Origin of the sequence: Yinghuangia sp. YIM S10712 (assembly GCF_051388935.1) — a bacterium.
Taxonomy (GTDB): Bacteria; Actinomycetota; Actinomycetes; order Streptomycetales; family Streptomycetaceae; genus Yinghuangia.
The window spans coordinates 39802-56797 of the sequence record NZ_JBPKBI010000025.1 but is presented as its reverse complement, the minus strand read 5'-3'; the positions used below and the strand labels follow the sequence as shown (position 1 = coordinate 56797).

Below are 16996 nucleotides of genomic sequence, written 5' to 3'. Positions count from 1 at the left end.
CACTGAACCGACGCTGGGGGTCAATTTTCCGAGACCCGCAAGGGGTCAAATTTCAGGGAGCGTTGACAGACGAGTGCCATCGCCGGCATTACCGGGCCCGGTCACCGCAGCACCGCTCGTCGGTTCCCCGCCGGACGCCCGCGCGTCCCCACCGACCTACGAGTCCCGACAGTTGCTCATGCGACCGGCTCGGGTGGCATACGCTCCTGTGTCGTGCAGAAGACGCGCCTCGACACAGCTCGGATACGGGCGGCTCGCCGGGTGATCAACCCGGTCTTTCTCGATACCCCGCTGTACCGCTGCGAGGCGCTGGAGCCCGGGCTCGGGTGCACGGTGAGCATCAAACTCGAAACGGCGAACCCGGTCCGCAGTTTCAAAGGCCGCGGTACCGAGTTGGTCGCGAGCCTGCTCGCCGGCAACGGTTCGCAGGCCGCGGTCTGCGCGAGCGCGGGCAACCTCGGCCAAGCCCTCGCGTGGTCCGGTCGCGGTCGGGGGCTCGACGTCACCGTCGTGGCGTCCCGCTTCGCGACCCGGGCCAAGCTCGACCGTATCCGCGCCCTGCGTGCCACGTTGGAACTGGTTGACGGCGACCACGAGTTGGCGCGCGAGCGGGCGGCGGCCATCGCACGGTACGAGGGCATCCGGCTGGTCGAGGACAGCCTGGACATCGAGACCTGCGAGGGCGCGGCCACCATCGGCCTCGAACTCGTCGACAGGGCACCGTCGTTCGACACCGTCCTGGTGGCCCTCGGCGGCGGGGCACTGGCCACCGGCGTAGGCCACGTCGTGAAGGCCATGGCACCCGAGGTCGAGGTGATCTGTGTCCAGCCGCTGGGCGCACCGGCGATGACGTACTCGTGGCGCGAACGACGCGTCGTCACCACCGAATCGACCGACACCATCGCCGACGGCGTCGCCGGCCGCCACCCCATTCCGGCCGTCCTGGACGACCTCCTCCTGGTTACCGACGACGCCGTCCTGGTCCGCGAGGCGTCGATCATCGCCGGCATGCGGATGCTCCTCGACCACGCCGGACTCATCGTCGAACCATCGGCCGCCCTTGGCATCGCGGCGATCCTCGAAGCCCCCGACCGCTTCGCCGGCCGCCACGTCGTCACCATCGTCTGCGGCAGCAACGTCGACATGGGCACCTACCACCGCCTGCTCGACGTGGCTCCCGGCCACGATCTTGACAATCTCTCGTGACGTCAACCTTCCCATGCGCAGGGCGTCAACAGGTCCTCAGCGCGTCCCGCGCGGTGCTCAGGACACTGGTCCGCTCTACCGCTGGTAGAGTCACGCTTTATGGGCACAGAGCAGGACACCAGTATTAAGGTCTCCAAGGACACCCGATCGCGTTTGGGTGAGCTTGCCGCGGAACAAGGCACGACGATAAGGGACTTGGTCGCCGGCCTGGCCGCGTCCGTTCCCACGCGGGCCGAACTGGCCGCTCGCGCCGAACAGGCGCGAATTGAGCTGCGTGAACGATTTGGCGTTGAGGTGACGGCCGAAGACGAGGCGGTCGGCCACCGGCTGTGGGACAGGATCACGGGCGCACACGGGCCGGAAGGCTCGGCGAATCCCGCGTGAGTCCCGTCTTGCTCGATCACAGTGCTTTGTTGGCACTGGGCAGGCACCGGCAACTGTCCGGATTCATCGTCGCGGCGGCTGCCGGTCGGGGCAGCTTGCAGGTTCCGGCGCTGTCGCTGACCGTAGCGGTCGGCCATCGTGCACACCTCGGGGAGCATGTGGCGTCGCTGCCCGGCATCGAGATCGAACCCCTCGATCTGTCCGCCTCACTGGCCGCCGGAGAGTTGTTGCGTGCGGGGATCGACTGGCGAGTCACCCACGCCGTTCACCTCGCCCGGCCAACCGTCGACCACCCGCATGGTCGCCCCTTGATTTCCTTGGACCCGAAGCTTTACGCCGGAACGGGCATCGCACCGATCGACCCGACAACGGATTGACCGGCTCCACTGGACGACCGGTGCGCAACAGTTCTCGCAGGAGTCGACCCGCTCGCATCACGAGCCCCGTGAAAGCCCTTCCCCTCTCGGTGTCTGCTCGCATGTCGGCGTCGCGCGTCGAAGGCGCGGAATGTTGCCGGTCGGCACCGATGCCGAGAGGTACGTCATCGCGATGGAGTTGCGCTGTCGCCCGCATCGCGGCGTAGTCCAAGTCGAGGGTGTGGATGACGTCCAACTGCCCCTCGACTCGGCGAACTCCTGCACGAGAGACCGGATGGACGTACCCCGGGACTGCGCGAGCACCGCCAAGCGGTCGCGCACCTGAGTCGGTACGCGGATCATTGCATCAGCCACGCGGGGACTGTTCGCCCGCGTGGACACACCAGGGCCGCCGCTGTAGGTCATCGGTTCGCGGCTATTTGGGCGGCCATGTGGCCTGCTCCGTAGCCGTTGTCGATGTTGACGACCGCGACGCCGGGGGCGCAGGCGTTGAGCATCGACAGCAGTGGCGCCAGGCCGCCGAAGGCGGCGCCGTAGCCCACTGAGGTGGGGACGGCGACGACGGGGGCGGAGACAAGGCCGGCCACGACGCTGGCCAGGGCGCCGTCCATGCCTGCCGCGACGACGATGGCGTGGGCGGAGCGGAGCAGGTCCAGGCGGTTCAGTACGCGGTGCAGGCCGGCCACGCCGACGTCCACGGCGAGTTCGCAGGGGCGGCCGAGGTAGCGGGCCGTCAGTTCCGCTTCGCGGGCCACGGGCAGGTCCGAGGTGCCTGCGGCGAGGACTGCGACCAACCCGCCGGAAGTCGGCGGGGGCTCGGGGGGCCAGGCCAGGAGGCCGGCGTCCGCGGCGTGGAGGGCGTTGGGGAGTTCGGTGAGGACGGCTCGGGCGTGTTCGGGGTCCGCCCGGGTGAACAGGGTTGCCGCGTCGGCGCGTTCGCGGAGTTCGGCGGCGATCGCACGCACCTGGTCGGAGGTTTTTCCCGCACAGTAGACGGCTTCGGGGTAGCCGCGGCGGGCGGTGCGGTCGTGGTCGAGTTGCGCGAAGGACGGGGGCGGGGACCAGGGTTCAGCCATGGTGCACGCCCACGAGCGGGAGGGTGAAGGCCCCGGATTGGATGCCGGCCAGGTCGACGGCGACCGAACGGAAGCCGGCGGCGCGCACGGCGGTCAGCGCGGCTTGTCGCAACTCCCCTGCGAGCAAGGGGATTTCCGCGACGGGCACTTCGATTCTCGCTACGTCGCCATGGTGGCGTACCCGGCAGTCGGTGAACCCCAGGCTGCGCAGCGCGTGTTCTGCTTCCTCAACCTGGGCCAGCTTCTCCGGGGTGACTTCGTCGAAGTGCGGGATGCGGGAGGCCAGGCACGGCGCGGCCGGCTTGTCGGCGCACGGCAGGCCGAGTTCGGCGGCGATTCGGCGTACCGCGGCTTTGTCGAGGCCGGCGTCGGCGAGTGGGCGCAGCACCGTGTGTTCCGTCGCGGCGCGGCTGCCGGGCCGGTCGGGGCGGAGGACATCGTCCGCGTTTTCGCCGTACGCGACGGCGGTGATGCCGTGGGCGGCGGCCACTTCCGCAGTGATCCTGGTGAAGAGTTCGTTCTTGCAGTGGTAGCAGCGGTCGGGGCCGTTGGCCCGGTATTCGGGCAAGTTCCCTTCGTGGGTGATGACTTCGATCACGCGGGCGCCGACGTACGCGGCGACCTCGTGGGCCGCGGCCCGCTCGTCGGCGGCGAGGCTGGGCGAGACGCCGAGCACCGCGACCACGCGGTCCGCACCCAGCTCCCGTACGGCGATCGCCAGCAGTGTCGAGGAGTCCACTCCCCCGGAGAAGGCGATGCCCAGGCGGCCGGCGCCCAGGGGACGCAGGAGGGCGCCGGCCCGATCGGCGAACTCGGCGTTCACGCCGGTGAGTTCGGGGAGCATATGGTGCCTCCTGGGGGTTGCCCGGTTGGTTCGGTGGTGCGGTGGGCGGCGCGGCCCGGTCGGTGGTGTTGTCGCCCCCGGGCCCTTGGCCGGCGTCCTGCGTGGGCGCGCAGTCCGTGGCCGCTGTTCGGTGCCCCCGGGGGCAAAGCCCGGCGCGTCCGGTGGCCGGTGTGGCGAGAAGATCGCGTGGCAAGCCTCTCACCGCACCGCATGTCGATCCGTCCGGGGCGCTGCGTCCCCCGGGCCGGGCGTGCCGGTGTGCCCGGGGCACGAGCCGAAGCCGCAAGACCTCGGCATGCGGGCGGTCAGGTGGGCAACGAGGCCGTGAGACACCGTTGTTGCCCGCGACGCACCCGCGACCACTGAGGATCAGAGGTCCTTCCGCCACCGGCGCCGCACCGAGAACGCCGCGCTCTTGGGCCGCCGGTCGCGCGTGAAGACGCCCTTCTTGTTGCCGTCGACGCGGATGATCGCCGGACGGGTGGCGAAGTCGGCGAAGTTCCAGATGTGTTCGCCGACCACCGCGTCGATGCGGTCGAAGACCCGGTGGTACATGTCGAGCAGGTCGACCTGGTATTCCTCGGACCACGGGTTGTCGACGACCGAATGCAGCCCGGCGAGGGTGTCGGCGCCGTACTCGGTGATGATGATCGGCTTGCCGTGCTTGTCGGCCCAGGCGCGCAGCTCGGCTTCGAGCACGGGCTCGGCGGCGGCGAGGTCGCCGGTCTGGGAGTACCAGCCGTAGTAGCGGTTGACCATGAGGACGTCGGCGAGCTCGGACAGCACGCACTTGTCCGGGCCGTCCATCATGATGTTGACGAAGCCGACGGGTCGTGTGGGGTCGAGCTTGCGCGCCTCGGCGAACAGCGGCGCGAAGTAGTCGCGGGCCTCCGGCACTCCGCCGTCGGGTTCGTTGGCGATGCACCACAGCACGACGCTCGGGTGGTTGCGGTCGCGCACGACCAACTCCCGTACGGCCTCAAGGTGGTTGCGCTGCGTCTCGGATCCGACGGTCTTCTCGGTGTACGTCGAGGGCGCGTCGGCCCGGCCGAACATTGTCATACGGGCGTTCAAACCGACGGCGGCGGTCTCGTCGATGACGACGATGCCGTGGCGGTCGGCGTAGTCCAGGACCTCTTCCGCGTAGGGGTAGTGCGAGGTGCGGAACGAGTTGGCGCCGATCCACTCCATCAGCTCGAAGTCGTGGACCATGAGGGCGTCGTCGTGGCCCTTGCCGCGGATCGGTGCGTCCTCGTGCTTGCCGAAGCCGCGGAAGTAGAACGGCTCGCCGTTGATGAGGAATTCGGTGCCGCGCACCTCGACCGTGCGCACACCGACCGGCAGGACGTAGCTGTCGACCAGCCCGCCGTCCGCGTCGCGAAGTCGTGCCTCCAGCTCGTACAGGTAGCCGTCGCCGGGCGCCCACGGATGCACGTCGGCAATGGTGAGAACACCCTCCGCGCCCTCCGAGATCGCCACCTCGGCTCCCGCGGCGTCACGCAGCGCGACCTGCACGGACGCGTTGCCGACGTGCTCGACCGCGTACCGGACCGTTCCGGTGCCGCCGTCGAGGCCGGTGTCGACGGTGATGCCGCTGACCCGGGTCTTCGGCGTGGCGTAGAGCCAGACGGAGCGGTGCAGGCCGGCGTAGTTGAAGAAGTCGTGGAAGTAGTTCTGTGTGCGCTTGCCGTCGGGCCCCTCCCCGAGCTGGCCGGGCGGCACCGACGCCCAGGTGAGCTCGTTGTTGACCACGATCGTCACGCGCGCCTCACCGCCCGGCTCCACGTGGTCGGTCACATCGGCCTCGAACGGCGTGTAACCGCCCTCGTGCTCGGCCACCTGCACGTCGTTCACCCACACCACCGCGCGGTGGGTGGCGGCGTCGAAGCGGAGTACGATCCGCTCCTCGGTCCAGTGCCGGGGCACGCGGACGCTTGTCTGGTACCAGGCGTCACCGACATGATCGCGTACGGCGAGATCGGGCACGATGTCGTTGTAGCTCGCGGGAACGGGCATCTCGCGGGAACCGTCGAGCCGGGAACGCCACCAGCCTTCCGCACGCCCCGCGCCGGCGGAATCCAGCCGGAAGGCCCAGAGGCCGTTCAGGGACTTCCGCTCGCGGGTCGCGCTGTCCTGGGGGCGAAGCATGAGGGCTCCTTTTTGTCCTTGGATTTCGGGCCCATTAAGTCTTCGGGTCGAGTAGCGTGGCAAGCGGTTGCCGTCAGTTGTCGCCGCGTGAAACAGCGGTTACCCATCGGGTTGACGAAAGTGAGCATAGGTGGCTGAGCAGGACGGGACACCGACGGATGCGGAGGGCCGCCCCAAGGCCCCGACCATCTACGACGTGGCCAAGGCCGCGGGCGTCGCGGCGTCGACCGTGTCGCGTGCTTTCGCGCGACCGGGCCGCGTCAACGCCGCGACGGCCGAGCGCATCCGGCAGGTGGCGGCCGAGCTCGGCTACCGGGTGAACCCGCTCGCGTCCGGGCTGCCGACCGGCCGTACGTCCATGCTCGCTCTCGTGGTCTCCGATGTGGCGAACCCGTTCTATGCCGAGATCATCCGGGGCGCCGAGACCGCCGCCGCCGAGGCGGGCTACGTCCTGCTGCTCATCGACACCCAGGAGTCCGACCGGGTCGAACGCGGCAGCCTTGAGCGCACATTGCCCGCCGTCGAAGGCGTCGTGCTGGCCGGCACCCGGCTGTCGGACTCGGCGATCCGGATGGCGGCCAAGCAACGGCCGCTCGTGGTGCTCAACCGGGACGTCGCGGACGTGCCCAGCATCGTGCTGGACAACCCGTACGGCATGCGGCTGGCCGCCGAGCACTTGGCCCAGCTCGGACACCGGGACCTGACGTACGTGGCCGGCCCCGAGGCGTCGTGGGTCGACGGGATGCGCTGGCGCAGCCTGCGGGACGCGGCGGCGGCGCTCGGGCAACGGGTGCACCGCGTCGGGCCGTTCGCGCCCACGGTCGCGGGCGGCCGGGAGGCGGCGGCGAAAGCGTTCGCCGACGAGTTGCCGACGGCGGTCGTGGCGTACAACGACCAAGTGGCGATCGGCCTGATGCTGGCGTTGCAGGCGGGTGGCGTGCGGGTGCCGGAGGACGTGAGCATTGTTGGCTTCGACAACATCTTCGCCACGCAGATCGTCACCCCCGCACTGACGACCATCGCCGCTCCGCTGCGCGCCCAGGGGCACAACGCCGTCGAGGCGGTCCTGTCGTCGCGCGGCACCCCGTCGCCGCGTGCGGGACGCCCGATGACGCTGCCGGTCAAGCTGGTCACGCGGGGGTCGACGGCGCGGATCCGCCGCTCGACACCGGGAGCGCCGCGCGTACGCATGACGGGCCGGTCAACTTGACCCGGTCCTGAAGGACCGGGCTTGGAGGTAGGGCGCGGCTGGCTGCCGCGTGGCCTCCTCCGTCCGGACACCCTTATGGGGTGGCGGGGACGCGTGACTCGCGCCCCGCGGTCCACACGGTCTCGCCCCTGCGGGCGATGTTGCGGGACGCGTTGTCGTCCGCGTGCATGACGGCCCCGCAGGACCGGCAGGCGAACGTTGCCTGGTCGACGCGGTTGCGTCGGTCGGTGTGACCGCACTGGGAGCACTGCCGGCTGGTGTACGACGGATCGACGTACACCAGCGGCACCCCGGCCCGTTTCGCCTTGTATGCGATGTACCGGCCGAGTTGGTGGAAGCTCCACGCGTGCAGAGAGGTCCGCTGGTCCCTGCGGTGCCGTACTCGGTCGCGGATGCCCGTGAGGTCTTCCAGGGCGATCCCGCGTCCGGTGCGTTCAGCGGCGGTGACGATGGTCTTGGAGATGGTGTGGTTGACGTCGGCGGTGTGCCGGGCTTCCTTGCGGGCACGCAAAGTGGACCGCAGCGCGGCGGCCTGGCCGGCCTCCGGCACCAGCTTCACCCGCGCCACGACCTTCACACCCGGCATCGTATGGCCCATGACACAACAAGGGGACCAAACTCCGACGTCCGCACCGTCCCCCTCCTGCGCGGCATCGTGCACGGGCGCACCACTCGGCACCATCAAGGAATCCTCGAGATCAGAAGCACCCGGACCCGACCGTCACAACAAAGACGCACAGAACTCCGACGCTCCGCGCCTCCGGACCAAGGATGCGATTCCTCCGGGTGCTGAAGCCCCGGGGTTCCTCGCAAGATCACGCTGAAGCAGGCAGGGGGCAGGTGCACCGGGGACAAAGCCTCGGCTGCGCGCGTCACACGTGGCCACGCACCGTCGCAGTCTTCAGACGCCCAGACGGCCGCTGACTCAGGCGGTCATGCGGGCGGCCGTCAGCCGCGCAATCGTGGAGGTACGCGGGCGGTCACCCAAGCGCCCACCCACCAGCGCCCACCAGCGCCCACCAGCGCCCAGGCAACCGTCCCCACACGAGCCCTGCGCCCTAAACCTCACCTTGCGCACGATTTGTAATTTTTCGCCCCCAAACCTGGATTCGTCCGATTTCACCGATTAGTGTCCTGAATCACGTGCATTCGGCCGTCGTCCACTTCGCGCATCCCGCCTCGGACGTACGACCCACGGCCCGCACGGCATCTCCCATCGCCGTCGCACCCCGCCAGGACTCTCCATGACGATCACGACCGCACCTCCCCGCCCCAGCCCGGAGCCCGACCACAGAACCGAGCCCGAGAAGGCCGGCTTCGGCGCGCGCTACGCGTTGGTCCTGGTCGCGTTGGTCTGGGCCGCCCATCTGATGGCGGTGATCGGTCTCCTCTCCGGCAACGCGCAGTCCGAGATCGCGATTCACTTCCGAACGACCGACATCGCGTGGTTCACCCTCTCGTCGGCCCTGGTCGGGACGTTCGTGACGCCCTTCGTCGTCAAGGCCGCCGGGATGTACGGCAAGAAGCGCGTGATGGTGGTGATCACCGCGATCGGCCTGGTCGGGGACCTGATCGCGGCCATGGCCACGAGCTACGGGATGCTCATCCTCGGACGCGGCATCGCCGGTGTCTTCATTCCGGCGGGCGCCTTGGCGTACGCACTCACGCGAGACGTGTTCCCACGCCACTTGGTGGGTCCGGCCAGCGGGCTGCTCGGCGGCAGCGTCGGTCTGGTCGCGGTCGGCGGGCCGTTCCTGTCCGCGTGGCTCATCGACGACCACGGCTTCCGCGGCGCGCTCTGGTTCATGGTCGCGGCCACCGCCTTCAGTCTGGTGGCGATGATGCTCTTCGTTCCCGAGAGCCCGGTGCGCGAAGAACGTACGCCAGTCGACTGGCTCGGCGGGCTGCTGCTCGGCGGCGGGCTCACCGCGGCGGTGTACGGCATCGGCGAGGGAACCGAGTGGGGCTGGCTCAGCGGCCGCACGTTCTTGTTCGTCGGCGGGGGCCTTCTCGCCCTCGTGGCCTTCGTGCTCGTCGAGAGCCGCGTCGCCCATCCGATGTTCCCGCTGTCGCTGCTGTCACGGCGGCAGGTGTGGACGACGCTTCTGGCCACATCGCTGGCCGCAGGCACCGCGTACACCGTCGGCACGGTGCTCTACCTGCTGGCCCTCATGCCCCGGGTACCGGGATTCTCCGACGGGCTGGGGTTCTCCGCGACGAAGAACGCGATGATCAACGCGCCCGCCAGCGTCCTCGTGCTGGCCGTGGCCATCACCACCGGCGCCCTGGCGCGGCGCATCGACGCACGCAGACTGCTCGCGTGCGGCTCGCTGGTGTTCGCGGTGGCGTTCCTGCTGACCTCGCAATTCCACCACTCCGCACAGCAGTTGATGCTCGTGGGGCTGGTGGGTGCGGTGGGCCTGGGCATCATCGTCGCCGTCGTGCCCATCCTGGTCATCGAGGCGGTCTCCCCGGCCGAACAGGCCCTCGGCAACGGCGCGCAGTCGATGGTCCAGGGCATCGTGCAGGCCGTGGTCCTCCAGGTTGCCTTCGTGGTGATGGCGAAGGACGGCGCGGTACGCCACGACGTGCTGTTCTACCGCGATGCCGGCTACACGAACGCCTTCCTCGTGATCGCCGGCGTCGCACTCGCCGCCTCGATCGCCGCGCTACTCATTCCGAAGGTCAAGCGCCTGGACGAGGTCGAGGCCGGGCAGGCGGCCCCGGAGGTGGACCGCCTGCCGACCGGCTCCTGACCGTCTCGCAGCGTTCGTGGCCGTCTCGCCGGCGAAGGCCCGGCGGGCTTACGGAATGCCGCCGTCCACGCGCAGAGTCGCACCCGATGTGTAGCTGGACGCGTCCGAGATCAGGTACAGGATCGAGCCGACGATCTCCGGCGGGTTGCCGATGCGCTGGAGGGCGTGCGGGCGGACGCCCTCGGCGACGGATTCCGGCTCCCAGTCGTGGGCGCTGGTCGCGAACGGACCGGACATGAGCGTGTTGACCCGGACCGTGGGACCGAACGCCTTGGCCAGGCCCTCGGTCATGGAGTTGAGGCCGGCCTTGGCCATGGCGTAGGGCACGATCGTGGGGTTCGGGCGGATCGACCCGGTCGAACTCACGTTGACGATCACGCCGCCCCCCGCTGCCGCCATGCGCTCGCCGGCGAGGACCGAGAGGCGGAACGGGCCCTTCATGTTGAGGTTGACCACCGCGTCGAACAGCTTCTCCGACACCGAGTCGAGCGAGTCGTACAGCGGCGACATGCCCGCGTTGTTGACCAGGGCGTCGAGCTTGCCGAACCGCTCGTACACCGCGTCGACCAGGCCGGGGAGCTGGTCCCAGCGACCGATGTGGACGGCGTACGGCATCGCGCTCCGGCCGGTCTCCGCCTCGATCTCGCGGGCGACCTCCGCACAGGCGTCGTGGTTGCGGCTGGCGATCACTACGTCGGCACCGCACCGCGCGGCACCGAAGGCCATCTCACGGCCCAACCCCTTGCTGCCGCCGGTGACAAGGACGACCTTGCCGGTCATGTCGAAGAGTTCGTCAGCGAAGCCCACTGTGCTCCTCCCGCCGGCCTTCCCGAACGCTTCGCCCGGCACGACCAACCGCATCCGTTGTGGAGAATAATATTCTGGTCTCGGAGAACATTAATCTGAGCGTGGGCGTGACACAAGATCGAGCGGGCCGCCCTTCGAGGCCCGCGTGAGCGCCGGCTGTCGGGCGGGCGGCGGCGACCGGTCGGCCACCGCCCCCGACAGCCGCAAGCCACACGATCACCGCACAGACCCGGCCGTCGGGGCAGCAGCGACCTTCGTCTGGCCGCCCCGCAACAACACCACCCACCCGGCAGCCCCCACACAAGCACCATGAAGACCGACTGCCGGGGGCAGCGACCGCTGCGGGCAAGCACCGTCCGCCACGCCGGCTTTCAGACCTCCCGGCGGCCGTCCACGCGCCTCGGCAGGCCCAGGGGGTTGGCGTCGCGGAGCTCCGGCGGGAGGAGGGCCTCCGGGGTGTTCTGGTAGGCGACGGGGCGCAGCCAGCGTTCGATCGCGGTGGTGCCGACCGATGTCGAGGTGGAGGTTGTCGACGGGTAGGGGCCGCCGTGGTGTTGTGCGGGGGCGACGGCGACGCCCGTCGGCCAGCCGTCGACGACGATGCGCCCGGCGAGTTCGGTGAGCCGGGCCAGCAGGGCGCCGGCGTCGCCCTCGCCCTCGGATTCGCGCGGTGAGACGTGCAGGGTCGCGGTGAGGTTGCCGGGCAGGCGGTCGAGGACGGCGTTCACCTGCCCGTCGTCGGTGTAGCGGGCGACGACGGTGACCGGGCCGAAGCACTCTTCGAGCAGGGCGTCGTGCGTACCGCTTGCGGCGAGCGCCGCCGCGGAAACGCTGAGCACGCCGGCGCGTACGCCGTGGTCGCCGTCGGCGCCTGCGGTGACCGGGGCGTCCACGCCGGGAAGGCCGAGGCGTTCGGCGATGCCGGCGAGGAAGTTGTCGCGCATGCGGTGGTCGAGCAGGACGCCGGGGGCGGTGGCCGCCACGGACTGGGACAGGGTGTCCACGAGGTGGTCGCCGTCCGTGCCTTCGGGCACGAGGACGAGGCCGGGCTTGACGCAGAACTGGCCGACGCCGAGCGTCATCGACCCGGCGAGGCCGGCGCCGATCTCCTCGGCACGGTCGGCCGCGGCGGCCCGCGTGACGACGACGGGGTTGAGCGAACCGAGCTCGCCGTGGAACGGGATCGGCGTGGGGCGCGCCGCGGCGGCGTCGAACAGCGCGCGCCCGCCGCGTACGGAGCCGGTGAATCCGGCGGCGGCGACCAGCGGGTGGCGGATCAGGGCGAGCCCGGCGTCGAAACCGTGGACCACGCTGATCACGGTCTCGGGCAGGCCGTGCGCAGCAGCGGCCTTGCGCAGCGCGGCGAGGACGAGTTCGGAGGTGGCCGGGTGGTCGGGGTGGGCCTTGACCACGACCGGACAGCCGGCCGCGAGGGCGCTCGCGGTGTCGCCGCCGGGGACCGAGAAGGCGAGCGGGAAGTTGGAGGCGGCGTAGACCGCGACGACGCCGAGCGGGACCTTGTAGCGGCGCAGGTCGGGGACCGGCGGCACGATCGCGTCGTCGGGGTGGTCGATGATGACGTCGAGGTATTCGCCGGCGTCGACGACGTCGGCGAAGGCGCGCAACTGCGTGCAGGTGCGGGCGAGTTCGCCGTTCAGGCGGACGGTTCCCAGCGCTGTCTCCGCGTCGGCCTCCGCCACGATCTCCTCGCGTGCGGCTTCGAGTTCGGCGGTGGCGGTGCGCAGGAACGCGGCTCGGGTGGGGCGGTCCGCGAGAGCGTCGCGGGTGGCGTGCGCGGCGCGTACCGCGGTGTCGACGTCCGCGGCCGTGGCTTCCGCCGTGACTTTTGCGCGGTGCTCACCGGTACGCGGGTCGACGCTCCATACGGGGGCTTCGGACACGGAAACGCCCTTCTTTGACGTTGACATTTGGTTCTTGGGGAGCCTACCTTCTCGTCAGTATTTCGAACCAGTGTCGAAATTTCGAACAAGCAGAACGACAAGAAGGGCCCCGTCCATGCGAATCACGCGCGTCGAAACGCACGTCGTCGGCACGCCGTGGCGAAACCTCACGTACGTGGTCCTGCACACCGACGAGGGCCTGACCGGCGTCGGCGAGACGCGCATGCTCGGGCACACCGACGCGTTGCGCGGATATCTCGACGAGGCCCAGGTGAACCACATCCTCGGCTCCGATCCGTTCGCGATCGAGGACTTGGTCCGCCGCATGAAGTACGGCGACTACGGCCGCGCCGGCGAGATCGTCATGTCCGGTATCGCCTGCGTCGAGATGGCCTGCTGGGACATCAAGGGCAAGGCACTCGGCGTCCCCGTGTGGCAGTTGCTGGGCGGAAAGGTCACGGACCGGGTCAAGGCGTACGCGAACGGCTGGTACACCACCGAGCGCACCCCCGAGGCGTACGCGGAGGCCGCGCGCGGGGTCGTCGCCCGCGGCTACCGCGCTTTGAAGATCGACCCGTTCGGCGCCGGGCACTTCGAACTCCCGCATGAGGAGACGATGTACGCGATCTCGCTCATCGAGGCGGTCCGCGACGCGATCGGCCCGGACACCGAGTTGATGCTGGAGATGCACGGCCGGTTCAGCCCCGCCACGGCGGTGCGCCTCGCGCACGAGATGGCGCCGTTCCGGCCGGCGTGGATCGAGGAGCCCGTACCGCCGGAGAACCTGCGCGCGCTCGCCAAGGTCGCCGGGAAGGTCGACCTGCCGGTGGCGACCGGCGAGCGCATCCACGACCGCATCGAGTTCCGCGAGATCTTCGAGTCGCAGGCCGCCGACATCCTTCAGCCCGACGTCGGCCACATCGGCGGCATCCTGGAGACGCGCAAGCTCGCCGCGACCGCCGAGACGCACTACATGCTCGTCGCGCCGCACAACGTCGGCGGCTCCGTGCTGACCGCCGCGTCGCTGCAAGTGGGCTTCAGCACACCGAACTTCAAAATCCTGGAGCACTTCAACGACTTCGCCGACGCAGGCATCAAAAGCGTCGTGACCGGTGCCCCCGAAGTCGTCGACGGCTACTTCGCCGTCAGCGACGTGCCCGGCCTCGGTGTCACGTTCGATCCTGAGGCAGCGGCAGAATTCCCCCAGCAGCGCGCCCACTTCGATCTGTGGGCGGAAGGCTGGGAAAAGCGCGACCCGGAGGCACGCAAGTGAATGTCAACCCCAGGGCCCAGGCCATCGTCGTCGACGGGCCGGGCTCGTCCCGGCTGACCGCCTACACGGCGTCGGCGCCGAAGCCGGGCGAGGCGCTGGTACGCGTCCACGCCGTCGGCATCTGCGGCAGCGACCGCGAGGTGTTCCAGGGCACGCGCCCGGACGGCTACGTGCGCTACCCGGTCACTCCGGGCCACGAGTGGTCCGGGACGGTGGCGGCGGTCGGCCAGGGCGTGCCGGACTCCCTCACCGGACGCAAGGTCGTCGCCGAGGGGTTCCGCAACTGCCAGGCCTGCGACCGGTGCCGGGCCGGCGAGACCACGCTGTGCACGGCGGGCTACGAGGAGACCGGCTTCACGCTGCCCGGCGCGATGGCCGACACCGTCACCCTGCCCGCGCGCCTGCTGCACGTGCTGCCCGACGACGCCGACCTCACCGCGGCCGCGCTGCTGGAGCCCTCGGCGTGCGCAGCGGCGGCGGCCCTGCGCGCCGACGTGCGCCCGGGCGACCGCGTCGCCGTCGTCGGCACCGGCGCGCTCGGCCTGCTGACGATGCAGTTGCTCGCGGCGTCGTCTCCTGCGGAGCTGCTGGCGGTCGGCCGACTGGACAGCCATGAGGAGCGCGCCCGGGCATGCCGTGCCACCGGCTTTGTCACGGCGGAACACCCGGACACCCGAGGTGAGTTCGATGTTGTCGTGGAAGCCGCCGGAGCTCCCGGCAGCGCCCGGGCCGCCGCCGCGCTGCTGCGGCGCGGAGGTCGGCTGGTCCTGACCGGCATCCCGGCGCCGGGCGCGGAGGGCCTCGACCCGACGGACCTCGTGGTGCGCCAACTGGACGTGCGCACCGTATTCGGCGCGCCACCCGCCGCGTGGGCGCACGCCGTACGCGCTTTTTCCGCCGGGCTGCTCGACCCTCTGCCGCTCGTCACCCACCGGCTTCCGCTCACCGAGTTCGCCCGCGCGGTCGACCTGGTCGGCGGCGGCGACCCGGCGGTGGGCAAGGTGCTGCTGTTCCCCGGCCGCGTCCCAAACGGCACCGACGCGTGACCCCGGCTCGCCCGTGACCGCTGCCGTCGACCGCTCCCGTCGACCGCTCCTGTGACTCCTTCCGTGACCACCCGCGCGACCGCTGACCCGCCTCCCCTCGTGCCAAGGATGTCCACCACAGCCATGTCTGCCTCACCCTCCTCCCCGCCTCCCGGCCGCCGCCGCCCCGGCGAACAACCCCTCGGGGTCGTCGGCCTCGCCGCGCCCGCCCCGGATCCCGCCGACGCCTCGCCGCACTCCTTCCCGGACGGCGGCACCTGGCGCACCGAAGTCCCTTCCGTGGAAGGCCCCGAGGCCTTGGCCGTGGTTCTGGAGGAGTCGTCACGCCTGGGCGTGCCGGTCCACCGGGTCAGCCAGGGCAGCGGCGTCTGGATGCTGACCGACGCCGAAATCGCCGACATGGTCGGCATGTGCGCCGAGCACGACATCGAACTGTGCCTGTTCACCGGCCCGCGCGGCACGTGGGACATCGGCGCGGGCACCCGGACCCTGTCCGGCGGCGCGGGGCTGCGGGCGCGCGGCCACGACGCGCTCGCCGGCTGCGTCGAGGACGCCGTACGCGCCACCGAACTGGGCGTCAAGTGCCTGCTCGTCGCCGACGAGGGCGTGCTGTGGACGCTGCACAGGCTGCGCGTCGCCGGGGTCCTGCCCGCCGACACCACCTTCAAGGTGTCCGCGCTGATCGGCCCGGTCAACCCTGCCTCCTACGCGGTGTTCGAACAACTCGGCGGCGACTCGATCAACATCCCCTCGGACCTGACGCTGGATCACCTCACCGAGATCCGCCGCGTCAGCCGGGCGCCGATGGACCTCTACATCGAGGCCCCCGACGACCTCGGCGGATACGTGCGGATGTACGACGCCGCCGAACTCATCCGGCGCGGCGCCCCGCTGTACCTGAAGTTCGGACTGTCCAAGGCCCCCGGCCTCTACCCGTCCGGCGCGCACGTCGGCGAGACCGTCCGCGCCACCGCCCGCGAACGCGTGCGCCGCGGCCGTCTGGTGCTCGACCTGCTGGCCCGCCACGGCGCCGCCGACGGCATGTCGCCGCTCGGCTCCCGCCTGCCCGGCGAACTCCAGCGGTTCCCGGTGCCCGCCGCGGTGATCCCGGCGCCCGCGGCCGGCGCCGTGAGCCGCGCGTAGTGGCCCGGCTCACGCCCGCGGTGACGCGGGCGCTGGACATCCTGGAGCTGTTCCTCGACGCCGAAGACCCTTTGGCCGCACCGGAGATCGTGCGGCGGCTGGAGCTTCCGCGCACAACCGTGCACGAGTTGCTGGCGACGCTGGTCGCACGAAGCTATCTCGTCCAGGAAGCCGACGGCCGCTACCGGCTGGGAGTGCGTCTCTACCAGCTCGGCAGCAGTTACGCCGAGCGCCTCGACCTCGCCTCCGAGGGCCAGGAAGTCGCCCGGCGTGTCGCGGCGTCGTGCCATGAGACCGTGCACGTCGCGGTGTTGGAGGGCACCGATGTCATCTACATCGCCAAGGTCGACTCCACGCAGGCGGTGCGCATGGTCTCCGCGACCGGCCGCCGCCTGCCCGCGCACTGCACCGCGGTCGGCAAGATGCTGCTGGCCTCGCTGCCCGACGACGAACTGCGGGCACGCGTCCCCGAAGGGGTGCCGCTGGCCGCGATGACATCGCAGAGCATCACCGAACCATCGGTCCTGTACGCCGAGTTGGCCACAGCCCGGGAGCGCGGCACGGCGTTGGAGGACCGCGAGTCCAACTCCGACGTGTCCTGTGTGGCCGCGCCGGTGCGCGACCGCGGCGGCGACGTGGTCGCGGCATTGTCGATCTCCGTCCCGACACAGCGGTGGAACGACGAACGCCGGGAGGAATTGCGGCGGTTGGCGGCATCGGGCGCCGAGGAGCTGTCGGCCCGGCTCGGACACCGGAGGTCCGGTTGACCTTCGCGCCCGGAAGCGACACGCCGGGTCACCCACCCGATGACCCGGCTGGTCACGC

General features: G+C 70.6%; 15 protein-coding genes. 9 read left to right on the top strand and 6 right to left on the bottom strand.

Annotation, left to right across the window (positions count from 1 at the left end; genetic code table 11):
- The first annotated feature begins 213 nt into the window (after window positions 1-213).
- From ACRX5W_RS30235 to ACRX5W_RS30225, 3 genes are all read left to right on the top strand, one after another.
- Window positions 214-1206 (top strand): threonine ammonia-lyase, encoded by a 993-nt coding sequence (locus ACRX5W_RS30235; protein WP_436791561.1) that lies wholly within the window; start codon window positions 214-216, stop codon window positions 1204-1206.
- A gap of 99 nt (window positions 1207-1305) precedes the next feature.
- A complete protein-coding gene (locus ACRX5W_RS30230) occupies window positions 1306-1590 on the top strand; it encodes a hypothetical protein (protein WP_436791560.1) in 285 nt (94 codons plus the stop codon).
- 29 nt (window positions 1591-1619) lie between these two features.
- Window positions 1620-1967: a hypothetical protein gene (locus ACRX5W_RS30225; RefSeq protein ID WP_436791559.1), complete on the top strand. Its 348-nt coding sequence runs from the start codon at window positions 1620-1622 to the stop codon at window positions 1965-1967.
- Between the two features lie 401 nt (window positions 1968-2368).
- Here the strand turns inward: ACRX5W_RS30225 and larB are convergent, their stop codons facing one another.
- The 3 genes from larB to uidA all read right to left on the bottom strand — a co-directional run bounded on the left by larB (window position 2369) and on the right by uidA (window position 6035).
- The gene (gene larB, locus ACRX5W_RS30220; RefSeq protein ID WP_436791558.1) at window positions 2369-3043 is read right to left on the bottom strand and encodes a nickel pincer cofactor biosynthesis protein LarB; all 675 of its coding nucleotides are present in this window, start codon (window positions 3041-3043) and stop codon (window positions 2369-2371) included.
- Window positions 3036-3887 (bottom strand): ATP-dependent sacrificial sulfur transferase LarE, encoded by an 852-nt coding sequence (gene larE / locus ACRX5W_RS30215; RefSeq protein WP_436791557.1) that lies wholly within the window; start codon window positions 3885-3887, stop codon window positions 3036-3038. Before larE ends, larB begins: the two co-directional genes overlap by 8 nt.
- A gap of 369 nt (window positions 3888-4256) precedes the next feature.
- A complete protein-coding gene (gene uidA / locus ACRX5W_RS30210) occupies window positions 4257-6035 on the bottom strand; it encodes a beta-glucuronidase (RefSeq protein ID WP_436791556.1) in 1779 nt (592 codons plus the stop codon).
- A 130-nt stretch (window positions 6036-6165) separates the two neighbouring features.
- On the opposite strand from uidA, the gene ACRX5W_RS30205 reads away from it, so the two are divergent.
- Window positions 6166-7245, top strand: coding sequence for a LacI family DNA-binding transcriptional regulator (locus ACRX5W_RS30205; RefSeq protein ID WP_436791555.1), 1080 nt, complete (start codon window positions 6166-6168; stop codon window positions 7243-7245).
- A gap of 73 nt (window positions 7246-7318) precedes the next feature.
- On the opposite strand, the gene ACRX5W_RS30200 is transcribed toward ACRX5W_RS30205, so the two are convergent.
- Window positions 7319-7822 (bottom strand): RNA-guided endonuclease InsQ/TnpB family protein, encoded by a 504-nt coding sequence (locus ACRX5W_RS30200; protein ID WP_436791554.1) that lies wholly within the window; start codon window positions 7820-7822, stop codon window positions 7319-7321.
- 667 nt (window positions 7823-8489) lie between these two features.
- Here ACRX5W_RS30200 and ACRX5W_RS30195 point away from each other — a divergent pair.
- Window positions 8490-10001 carry an MFS transporter gene (locus ACRX5W_RS30195; RefSeq protein WP_436791553.1) on the top strand — a complete coding sequence of 504 codons (1512 nt, stop codon included), beginning with the start codon at window positions 8490-8492 and terminating at the stop codon, window positions 9999-10001.
- 48 nt (window positions 10002-10049) lie between these two features.
- Here the strand turns inward: ACRX5W_RS30195 and ACRX5W_RS30190 are convergent, their stop codons facing one another.
- Window positions 10050-10808, bottom strand: a complete 759-nt coding sequence (locus ACRX5W_RS30190) for an SDR family NAD(P)-dependent oxidoreductase (RefSeq protein WP_436791552.1) — start codon at window positions 10806-10808, stop codon at window positions 10050-10052.
- Window positions 10809-11179: 371 nt separating this feature from the next.
- The gene (locus ACRX5W_RS30185; RefSeq protein ID WP_436791551.1) at window positions 11180-12709 is read right to left on the bottom strand and encodes an aldehyde dehydrogenase (NADP(+)); all 1530 of its coding nucleotides are present in this window, start codon (window positions 12707-12709) and stop codon (window positions 11180-11182) included.
- 115 nt (window positions 12710-12824) lie between these two features.
- On the opposite strand from ACRX5W_RS30185, the gene ACRX5W_RS30180 reads away from it, so the two are divergent.
- The 4 genes from ACRX5W_RS30180 (at window position 12825) to ACRX5W_RS30165 (ending at window position 16938) form a co-directional block, all read left to right on the top strand.
- Window positions 12825-13982 (top strand): mandelate racemase/muconate lactonizing enzyme family protein, encoded by a 1158-nt coding sequence (locus tag ACRX5W_RS30180; RefSeq protein ID WP_436791550.1) that lies wholly within the window; start codon window positions 12825-12827, stop codon window positions 13980-13982.
- Window positions 13979-15028: a zinc-dependent alcohol dehydrogenase gene (locus ACRX5W_RS30175; protein WP_436791549.1), complete on the top strand. Its 1050-nt coding sequence runs from the start codon at window positions 13979-13981 to the stop codon at window positions 15026-15028. The genes ACRX5W_RS30180 and ACRX5W_RS30175 overlap by 4 nt, the downstream gene beginning before the upstream one ends.
- Window positions 15029-15151: 123 nt before the next feature.
- Window positions 15152-16171, top strand: a complete 1020-nt coding sequence (locus tag ACRX5W_RS30170) for a hypothetical protein (protein ID WP_436791548.1) — start codon at window positions 15152-15154, stop codon at window positions 16169-16171.
- A complete protein-coding gene (locus ACRX5W_RS30165; protein ID WP_436791547.1) occupies window positions 16171-16938 on the top strand; it encodes an IclR family transcriptional regulator in 768 nt (255 codons plus the stop codon). Before ACRX5W_RS30170 ends, ACRX5W_RS30165 begins: the two co-directional genes overlap by 1 nt.
- Window positions 16939-16996: the final 58 nt, after the last annotated feature.